The 7863-nt window shown below is 74.1% G+C and carries 7 protein-coding genes; 3 read left to right on the top strand and 4 right to left on the bottom strand.

The window, feature by feature from the left end; genetic code table 11:
* The coding region (locus tag E1269_RS31685; protein ID WP_131902191.1) for an FAD-binding and (Fe-S)-binding domain-containing protein at positions 1-2828 on the bottom strand (2828 nt) is incomplete at its 3' end.
* Between the two features lie 108 nt (positions 2829-2936).
* Between E1269_RS31685 and E1269_RS31680 the strand changes: the two genes are divergently transcribed.
* Both E1269_RS31680 and E1269_RS31675 read left to right on the top strand, forming a co-directional pair.
* On the top strand, positions 2937-3947 hold the full coding sequence (locus E1269_RS31680) for an EamA family transporter (RefSeq protein ID WP_131902190.1): 1011 nt from the start codon (positions 2937-2939) through the stop codon (positions 3945-3947).
* Between the two features lie 26 nt (positions 3948-3973).
* The gene (locus E1269_RS31675; RefSeq protein ID WP_131902188.1) at positions 3974-4369 is read left to right on the top strand and encodes an NUDIX hydrolase; all 396 of its coding nucleotides are present in this window, start codon (positions 3974-3976) and stop codon (positions 4367-4369) included.
* A gap of 2 nt (positions 4370-4371) precedes the next feature.
* Here E1269_RS31675 and E1269_RS31670 read toward each other — a convergent pair whose 3' ends face one another.
* A complete protein-coding gene (locus E1269_RS31670) occupies positions 4372-4719 on the bottom strand; it encodes a hypothetical protein (protein WP_131902186.1) in 348 nt (115 codons plus the stop codon).
* A 127-nt stretch (positions 4720-4846) separates the two neighbouring features.
* Here E1269_RS31670 and E1269_RS31665 point away from each other — a divergent pair, with 127 nt between their 5' ends.
* Positions 4847-5386, top strand: a complete 540-nt coding sequence (locus tag E1269_RS31665; protein ID WP_131902184.1) for a hypothetical protein — start codon at positions 4847-4849, stop codon at positions 5384-5386.
* 220 nt (positions 5387-5606) lie between these two features.
* On the opposite strand, the gene E1269_RS31660 is transcribed toward E1269_RS31665, so the two are convergent.
* Complete coding sequence (locus E1269_RS31660) at positions 5607-6806, bottom strand: alanine racemase (protein ID WP_131902182.1); 1200 nt, start codon at positions 6804-6806, stop codon at positions 5607-5609.
* Positions 6807-6822: 16 nt separating this feature from the next.
* Positions 6823-7665, bottom strand: coding sequence for a PIG-L deacetylase family protein (locus tag E1269_RS31655; RefSeq protein ID WP_162606721.1), 843 nt, complete (start codon positions 7663-7665; stop codon positions 6823-6825).
* Between the last annotated feature and the right edge of the window lie 198 nt (positions 7666-7863).

The following is a 7863-nucleotide window of genomic DNA, read 5'->3' as shown; positions in this document are numbered from 1 at the left end:
GGCGGGGTGCGCGGTGGGGTGAGCAGGAGCTGGGCGAGGTGGAGGCCGCCGCGGCCGGCCAGCTGCTCGGCCTGGGTGCGGCACGAGAACCCGTCGGCCAGCAGGACGGCGCCGCCGGGCGCGGCCCGCAACGCCGGCAGCAGGCCGTTCTCGGCGACCGCCACCGAGACGTCGTAGTGGCCGGCCGTCATGCCGAAGTCGCCGGCCAGCCCGCAGCAGCCGGCGATCGTCGTGACCTCGGCACCGGCCCGCCGCAGCACGCGCAGATCGGCGTCGTACCCAGCGGTGGCGTGCTGGTGGCAGTGCGGCTGCGCCACGACGGCGACGCCGCTCAGGTCCGGCGGCGACCACGGCGCCTCGCCGGTGCCGGCCGCGTCCAGGAGCTCCGCCAGCGTCCGCGTCGCCGCTTCGACGACGTGTGCGCGCGGGTCGTCGCCGAGCAGCTCGACCAGGTCGCTGCGGAGCACCGCCGTGCACGACGGCTCCAGGCCGACGATCGGCGTGCCGGCCCGCGCGTACGGCTCGAACGCGTCGAGCAGCCGCCGCAGCCTGGCCTTGGCGTGGTCGAGCTGACCGGTGGTGATCCAGGTGAGGCCGCAGCACACGTCGCCGGCCGAGACGGTGACGGCGTACCCGGCCGCGGTCAGCACGCGCACGGCGGCGCGGGCCGCGTCGGGCGTGAACGCGTCGGTGAAGGAGTCGACCCACAGCAGCACCGGCCCGCGGTGACCTGACCCCGTCGGGACCCGGTGCCGGCGCCACCACCGGCGGAACGGCTGGTGCGCGAACCGGGGGACGTCGCGGCGCGGGTCGAGCCCGCCCAGCCGCAGCGCGGCTTGCCGCAGCGGCCGTACCGCCAGCACCGCGTTGACCAGCCGGGGCGCCAGGCCGGCCAGCCGCGCCCACCGGGGCAGCCGGCCGAGCAGGTAGTGCGGCAGCGGCCGGAGCCGGCCGCGGTAGGTGCGGTACAGCACCTCGGCCTTGTACGTCGCCATGTCGATGCCGGTCGGGCAGTCCGAGCGGCAGGCCTTGCACGACAGGCACAGGTCCAGCGACTCGTGCACCTCCGCCGAGCTCCAGCCGCCGTCCACGAGCGAGCCGTTGGCCAGCTCCTGCAGCACCCGGGCGCGGCCCCGGGTGGAGTCCTTCTCGTCGCGCGTGGCCAGGTACGACGGGCACATGACGCCGCCGTCCAGGTACAGATCGGCCCGGCACTTGCCCACGCCGACACAGCGGTGCACGGCGGTGCTGAGGTCGCCGTCGTCGGCGGCGAACAGGAAGCCGCCGGCGGCCCGGAGCGGCCCGGCGGCCGGGCGGCGCAGGTCGGCGTCGACCGGGGCGGGCCGGACGACGACGCCGGGGTTGAGCAGGTCGGCGGGGTCGAGCAGGCCCTTGAACCGCTCGAACAGGTCGACGGCCGCGGGGGAGTACATGAGCGGGAGCAGCTCGCCGCGGGACCGCCCGTCGCCGTGCTCCCCGGACAACGAGCCGCCGTGCGAAGCGACCAGCGTCGCGGCGTCGACGAGGAACGGGCGCAGCCGCCGCGGCGCGTCAGCCAGCGGCAGGTCGAGCCGGACGTGCACGCAGCCGTCGCCGAAGTGCCCGTACAACAGCCCGTCCAGCCCGTGCTCGGCCAGCAGCTCGTCGAACCCGCGCAGGTAGGCGCCGAGCCGTTCCGGCGGGACGGCGGCGTCCTCCCAGCCCGGCCAAGCCTGCTCGCCCGTGGCGGTGCGGCCGGCCAGCCCGGCGCCGTCCTCGCGGATGTGCCACAGTGCGGCGGCGTCCGGACCGGCTTCGAGGAGCGCGCTGTCGACGGCGCCGGCGTCGGCGACCAATGCGGTTGCCGAGGACAGCGCGGCCGCCGCGTCCTCGCCGCCGACCTCCACCAGCAGCCAGCCGGCGCCGGCCGGAAGCGGCGGCACCCGGACCGGGCCGCGGTGGCGGCGCACGACGTCGACCAGGCGCGCGTCCAGCCCTTCGACCGCCAGTGGCTGGTGCGCGAGCAGTGCCGGGACGGCGTCGGCGGCGGTGGCCATGTCGGGGTAGCCGAGCACCACGAGCGCCCGGGCCGGCGCGATCGGCACCAGCCGCACCCGTGCGCCGAGCAGCGTCCCGCAGGTGCCCTCCGTGCCGGTGAGTGCCTTGGCCAGGTCCGCGCCGCGTTCGGGCAGCAGGTGGTGGAGCGCGTAGCCGGACACCTGGCGATCGAACCGGCCCAGCTCGGTGCGCAGCACGCCCAGATTCGACGCCACCAGCTCGCTCAGGCCCGGCGCCGGGTCCAGGCCGCGGCCGGCGGTGAAGCGGCGGCCGGCGCCGTCCAGCCAGTCCAGCTCGACGACGTTCGCGGCGGTGGTGCCGTATGCGAGCGCGTGCGGCCCGCAGGCGTTGTTGCCGATCATGCCGCCGACCGTGCAGCGGGCGTGCGTGGACGGGTCCGGCCCGAAGCGCAGCCCGTGCGGTGCCGCCTGGGCCTGCAGCGACGCCAGCACGACACCCGGCTCGACCAGGGCGGAGCTTGTCTCCGGGTCGATCTCCAGCACACGGTTCAGGTGGCGGGAGAAGTCGACGACGATGCCCGGCCCGACCGCGTTGCCGGCGACCGACGTGCCGCCGCCGCGGGCGGTCAGGGCGACACCCGCCGTCCGTGCGACGTCGGCCACCGCGAGCACGTCGTCGACGTGCCGGGGGAACACCACGACCCGCGGTACGACCCGGTAGTTCGACGCGTCGGTCGAGTACTCCGCGCGCCGCCGGCTCGACGCGTCGACTCCGCCCGGTACGGCTAGTTCCAGCCGGCGGGTCAGATCGTGCGTGGCGGTGGCCGTCATGCCTCCTCGGCTTCGGGGCGGTGGCCTCTCATTGTGGCCGGTCGTAGAGATGCCCGGCGCGTGGGCAGGGCATTGCGGAGCAAAGTGCCCTTTGACTACTGTCGCCCGATGAGTCGTCAGAGCCCGGCGCGGGGTGTCGCGTTCGTCTGCCTCGCGGCGGTGTTCTTCTCCGTCAACGCGTCGATGTCCAAGGTGGCGCTGGAGGGCGGGCTGGAGCCCTCGGTGCTCGCTGCGCTGCGTGCGACCGGCGCCGCGGTGGTGCTGCTCGGTGCGGTGCTGGCGGTGGAACCGGCACGGCTGCGGATCGGGCGGCGGGAGTGGCCGTTCCTGATCGCCCTCGGCGTGGCCGGCGGCGCGCTGGTGCAGTGGCTGTACTTCGTCGCCATCGACCGGTTGCCGGTCGGGATCGCGCTGCTGCTGGAGTTCACCGCGCCGGCGATGGTCGCGCTGTTCAGCTGGGTGGTCCTCCGCCAGCGCATCCGGCCGCGCACCTGGCTCGGCATCGGCATCGCACTGTTCGGGCTGGCGCTGGTGGCGCAGGTGTGGACCGACGCCGGGCTCGACGCCGTCGGCGTGCTGGCCGCGCTCGGCGCCGCCGCCTGCCTCGCCAGCTACTACCTAATCGGCTCGCGGATGTCCGGCGACCGCGACTCGCTGTCGCTCACGTTCTGGATGTTCGGCTTCGCGGCGGTGTTCTGGGCGGTCGCGCAGCCGTGGTGGACGGTTGACCTCGCGCCACTGGGCCGCGAGACGTCGATGCTGGGCGCAATGGACGGCGTGAGCATCCCGGTGTGGGCCAGCGTGCTGTGGATCATCGTGTTCGGAACCATCGTCGCGTACGGGCTGAACCTGGCCGCGCTGCGGCACATCTCACCGACGACCTGCGGCGTCATCGGCATGTCCGAACCGGTCGGCGCGGCGCTGGTGGCCTGGGTGTGGCTCGGCCAGACCCTCGGCGTCGCGCAGATGATCGGCGGGCTGGCCGTGCTGACCGGCATCGCGATCGCCGAGACCGGTCGCCAGGTGGTGACCGCCGGCGTCACGTCACCGGTCGAGGCCGGCACCGAGGCAGCTCCGGTCGGGCCGCTCACGCCGGAGGCGGAGGCCGCGCCGCACTGACGGTGGGGCCGGTTACGGTAAACCCTGTGCTCTCGCATCTCTTCGTCGTCGCCGCGGTGTGCTTCCTGGACGACCGGTCGCGGGTGCTGACGGTGCGCAAGCGCGACACCGCCGCGTTCATGTTGCCCGGCGGCAAGCTCGAGCCCGGCGAGGACGCCGCCGCGGCGGCACTGCGCGAGGTGCACGAGGAGATCGGCGTCCGGCTGCGAGCGGCCGACCTCACCGAGCTGGGCCGCTGGACCGCGGCGGCGGCCAACGAGCCCGACGCCGGTGTGGCGGCCACCGTCTACACGGCGTCGCTGCCGGCGCCGCCGGTGGCCGCCCGCGAGATCGCCGAGCTGCGCTGGATGCACCCCGCTCACGACGGCGCCGACGTCGCCCCGCTGCTGCGCGACCACGTGTTCCCGGCACTGGCCGGCTGAGCTCACAGGCTCGCGTAGGACCGGAAGCGGTCGGCGGCGTGGTCGGTCAGCGCGTCGTGGTAAGCGATCGCGTGCAGCAGGGCGCTGACCGCGACCGCGTTGCAGCCCGGCCAGTTCATCGTGATCAGCGAAGTGCCGAAGCGGGTGTCGCGCCCCCAGGTCGACAGGGAGCCGTCGGCGTCCTGGCCGGCGACGACGGCGTTGGCGGCGGCCACCGCCTTGCTCAGGTGGTGCTCGTCGCCGGTGGCGCGGTGCAGGGTCAGCAGCGACACCAGCCAGTGCCCGGTGTGCACCTCCATCGGCCAGTAGCAGCGGTACTGCTCCAGGACGGCCGGTGTCGGGCAGCGCACCAGGACCGGTGACTGCCTCGCCGGTTCGCGGGTCGACGCGGAACGGCCAGGAGCCGTCGGGGTTCTGCAGGTCGACCATGACGTCGCCGATGCGTGCGGCGCGGCGCAGATAGCGCTCGTCGCCGGTGTGGTCGGCCAGCCGGAGCATGACCTCGCCGACCCGGGCGGCGCGGAAGACCGTGATGGCCTCGCCCTCGACCCACCCGCCGAACGCGCCGTCCAGCACGGTGGACGGCGCCAGCCCGCCGAGCCGCCACTCGTCGGGCAGGTGGTGCTCGAGCAGCCAGGCGCCGTAGGCCAGCGCCTGCCGTTCGGCCTCGGCGGCGGCGGGGTGCTCGGGGAACTGCGCGGCGTACTCGAGGTAGGCGTGGATGTAGCTGGCGTGGTGCTGCGCCGGGAACGCCAGCCGCCCGCGCATCCCGGTGACACTGTCCTCGAACGAGCTCCACGCGCTGCGCGGCTGGTCGTGCTCGTACTCGTGCACCTCGTCCCGGGCATCCGCGAGCAGGTACGCGACGGCGCGGTGCACCGCGCCGGCCCAGTCCCCGGGGGCGGGCCGGGCACCGTCGTACCCGGGGACGCGCCAGAACCGGCGGCGCGCGCGCAGGCAGACCTCGCGGTCACCGTCGAACCCGCGGACCAGCACGTCGACGGGGCCCGGCGGTAGCCGGTCCCACGCCGGCGCGAGGTCGACGGCCGGCTCCGTCACCGACCCCGTCCACACCACGGCCTCGCGGTCGGCGACGGCGACCTCGAACCGGGTGGCCAGTGGGATCGCCCGCCACCGCAGGACCGGCGGGCCGACGAAGCGCGGCGAGGCTGCCGCCGGCCCTTCGAACCGGATCACCCGGGTCTGGTCCACCCAGTCGCTCACAAGTCGCTCCAGGTCAGAACACGGTCTCGACGACGTCGGCGACCTGGCCGCGTGCGTCGAGCAGTGCCAGCCGCCGCCACTTGTCGAAGGTGGTGCACGGGTGCGAGATGCCCAGCTCGACCCGGTCGCCGACGGCCAGCGAGTGGTCCGCCGGCACCGCGAGGTACGCGTGCTGGTCGTTGAGCGCGGTGACCTCCGCGCCGGCGAGCTCGGCGGGCTCAGTCGCGCCGCGCGCGAGGTGCCGCAGCGGGACCGGCAGGCCCTGGTCGAACGAGACGTCGCGACGTCCGGCGTCCAGCAGCGCGAGCGACGGCTCCGGGCGCGACAGGACCGTGGCCCAGACCGTGAGCGCCGCGCGCAGCCGCACCGGTGCGTCCGGGCCGTCGAGCGGGGAGTTGCGGTGGAACAAGCCGGAGTCGTGGGTGACGTAGCAGCCGCTGCGCAGGATGACCCGGGCCGCGTCCGCCGGCCAGCCGGTGGCCAGCACGTCGGCGACGACGTCGTAGAACATGCTGCCGCCGGCGGTCAGCACGACCGGCCCGTCGACGTCGTCGCGCAGCTCGTCGGCCGCCGCCCGCATCCGTTCCAGGTACTCGCGCACGACGACCAGCGACGACGGCGACCGGTCGCCGGCCATCGACCCCTCGTACCCGCAGACGCCGGCCAGGCGCAGGTGCGGCGCGGCCGCGACCGCCGCGCGGACGGCGGACCGGTCGGCCTCCGTGCGGGTGCCGGTCCGCGCACCGGGCGATCCGACCTCGAGCAGCACGTCGACGACGGCGCCCGACGCGGCCACCCCGGCCTCCAGCAGCTCGACGCCGGCGACGGAGTCCACCCAGCAGGTGAACCCGAAGTCCGGGTCGGCGGCAAGCTCCGCGGCGATCCAGGCCGCCTCGGCCGGCTGCACCAGCTCGTTGGCCAGCTGCACCGCCGGCACTGCGTGCTCGCGCATCATCCGCACCTGGGCCGGAGTCGCCGCGGTGATGCCGGTCGCGCCGGCCGCGAGCTGCCGCCGGAACAGCGCCGGGGCCATCGTGGTCTTGCCGTGCGGCTGGAGCTCGACGCCGTGGTCGCGACACCACCCGGCCATCGTCGTCAGGTTGTGCTCGAGCGCTGCGTCGTCGAGCACCGCGACCGGGGTGGCGAGCTGGTGGAAGGGCTGACCGATGTACACGTGCGCTCCGTCCTCGTGCGGGATGGTCGTTGCGGCCATCGAACACGATGCCGGGTCACGGCACCGGGTACTGCCCCCGCAGGTTGACCGACGAGTAGGTGATGTGCCTGGTCAGCGGGTCAGTGGCCAGCGCCGCCTCGGTCACCGGCAGGTGCGAGTACGTCTCGTTGTACAGCCGGACGTACGCCTCGGCGAAGTTGACCCCCGCCGCCCGGCCGGCCTCGCCGTTGAACGACTCCACCAGCTTGCGGGCGAACACCCCGTGGTACCCCTGGCTGACGAATTGGTCCATCGCCGCCAGCTTCGTCCCGACCACCTCGGTGATGTCGACGTAGCAGTCGTTGCGGACGCCGCCCAGGCTCAGTCCGTCGAGGTTGTAGACCGGCAGGCCGCTGAGGAAGACCTGCCGCACCGGCACGTCGTCGCGGCCGTCGAGGTTGCGCAGGTACGTGCCGGCCCGCGACAGGGCGGCGAGCGCCATCTGGGTGGCGACCGAGTGCGGGTCGAAGTAGGCCGGGTTCCGCGGGTGGTCGCAGATGACGATCTCGGGCTGCTCCAGCGCGATCCGCTCGGCGATCTCCTCCACGACCTCCTCGTTCACCGTCGCGTAGGTGTCCTCGTGGTCCAGCGTGATGATCTCGCCGATGCCGATGATCTCGGCCGCCCGCTCCAGCTCGCCCTTCTTGTTCGCGACGATGTCGTCGAGGCCGGCCGTGGCGATGTCGCCGTCCGGGTTCTCTTTGCGCCACTCCTCGGCGTACTTGTTGGCGTGGATGCGCCCGCCGTGGCTCAGGATCAGCGCGACGATCTGGTCACCGCGCGCGGCATGCCGGGCGAGCGTGCCGCCGCAGTTCGTGATCGTGTCGGCCGGGTGGGCGTAGATCGTCATGATCTTCATGGAGTCTTCTCCGTCGTGAGATGCGCCAGCGCCTGGGAGGAGCACACACGGAACCCGGTTCCATGTCAAGGCTCCGCCCATCTCGCCCACCCCTCCCCGTTGATCTTGGAGTTCGTGCGGTACCTATCGGACATTTCCGCCGGCGTTTCCGTAGTTACTCCACGATCAACGGGGGCAACGGCGGAACGGGGGGAGGCG

Source organism: Jiangella asiatica (genome assembly GCF_004349065.1).
In the GTDB taxonomy this organism is placed as follows: domain Bacteria; phylum Actinomycetota; class Actinomycetes; order Jiangellales; family Jiangellaceae; genus Jiangella; species Jiangella asiatica.
This window is presented reverse-complemented; position numbering and strand designations above follow the sequence as displayed.

Coding starts and splice junctions, on each gene's coding strand:
- E1269_RS31660 (WP_131902182.1), bottom strand. CDS start 6,806: ATGGCCGCAACGACCATCCCGCACGAGGACGGAGCGCACGTGTACATC.
- E1269_RS31680 (WP_131902190.1), top strand. CDS start 2,937: ATGAGTCGTCAGAGCCCGGCGCGGGGTGTCGCGTTCGTCTGCCTCGCG.
- E1269_RS31655 (WP_162606721.1), bottom strand. CDS start 7,665: ATGAAGATCATGACGATCTACGCCCACCCGGCCGACACGATCACGAAC.